This is a genomic window from Microbacterium umsixpiens (assembly GCF_053543675.1).
The window spans coordinates 28436-29628 of sequence record NZ_JBLVOH010000120.1 but is presented as its reverse complement, the minus strand read 5'-3'; the positions used below and the strand labels follow the sequence as shown (position 1 = coordinate 29628).

Here is a 1193-nt window from a genome sequence, read left to right as displayed (position 1 = left end):
CCCGCGGACGCGATACAGTCCATCCACGATCACCTGCAGGCCCGCCTGAAGGAGCTCGTCACCCGCGGAGCCCGAGTCGTGGTCGATACCTCGTTCTGGTCCCGGGCCTCCCGCGATCGCTACCGGGATTTTCTCGCACCGCTCGGTGCGACCCCTACGGTCTACTACCTCGAAGTCCCGCACGACGTCCTCCTCGAACGACTCGCAACCAGGACTGATTCTGGTCCTAACGATGTCCTCGTTTCTCCAGCGCAAGCCGCTGCCTACATCGATGGCTTCCAGAGACCCACCCCTAATGAAGGCCCGATGCGTGTCTTCCGCCACCAGGTGGGCACCTAGGTGACGCCTGCGGGGTCGTCGCCCGTGAACGCCGCGGACTCCGGTACCGGGACACCGATCTCCTGCTGGATCAGTTCGACCTCCGCGTCGATATCGTCCTCATCCCAGCCGGGGTGAATGCTGCGGACGATCTCCTTGCGAGACGCAGCGCGTGCGGCGTCGAGCAGCTGCGCGGTGCGGGCGAGCTTCTCCGGGTCGGCCTGCGACACCGGGGCGAACTCGACGGCCGGCATCCGGGTCATGTCGCCGAGGTCAGCGCCGCCGAACACGGTCTTGTCGATCTCCAGCGCAGCGAGGGACCAACGTGCGAGAGCACCCTTCGCGTACAGGGCCTTCTTGTCGCGGGTGCGCTCGCTGTCGGACAGGTCCGCGTCGATCTCCGTGGCGGTGCGCTGGCCCTTCGCGGAGTCGAGGCCGAGGTGCGCTTCGGAGTAGCCGAGCGCGGACGCGAGTTCCTTCTTGAGGCCCTCGATCACGGCGAGGTGTTCTTCGACTCGGATCGCGAACTGCACGATGCCCATCGCGCCGTTGCCGTCCGCTGCCTTCCCGAGCGTGCCGGAGACCGGCGTAAACACCTGCCGGTAGACGTCGAAGTTCGCACCTTCGCCGGGCTTCCCGGACAGGTCAAGCATCTCTTCGGGGACGATGAGGCGGCCCTGGCCGTTCTCCACGTCGCGCATCAGCGATGACCAGGTGAAGTCGACCTTGTCGAGGACGTCCTGTACGCCGTCGAGGTCGGAGCGGCCGAGGGATGCGAGTTCGCCGAGCTTGCGCCAGTCGCGCACCGGCGCCGCGTTCTTCAAGTAGGTGACGGCGAGGTGTTTCGTGCCGGTGCCGATCGCAACCGTCTCCGG

General features: G+C 66.6%; 2 protein-coding genes. One reads left to right on the top strand and one right to left on the bottom strand.

Annotated elements, in window-relative coordinates:
- Positions 1–12 precede the first annotated feature (12 nt).
- Positions 13–339, top strand: coding sequence for a P-loop nucleotide/nucleoside kinase family protein (locus ACNPM4_RS12120; RefSeq protein ID WP_448985859.1), 327 nt, complete (start codon positions 13–15; stop codon positions 337–339).
- Here the strand turns inward: ACNPM4_RS12120 and ACNPM4_RS12115 are convergent.
- Positions 336–1193 (bottom strand): phage portal protein (locus ACNPM4_RS12115; RefSeq protein ID WP_448985853.1); only part of this gene is annotated, 858 nt, incomplete at its 5' end. The two genes, ACNPM4_RS12120 and ACNPM4_RS12115, sit on opposite strands and share 4 nt — an antisense overlap.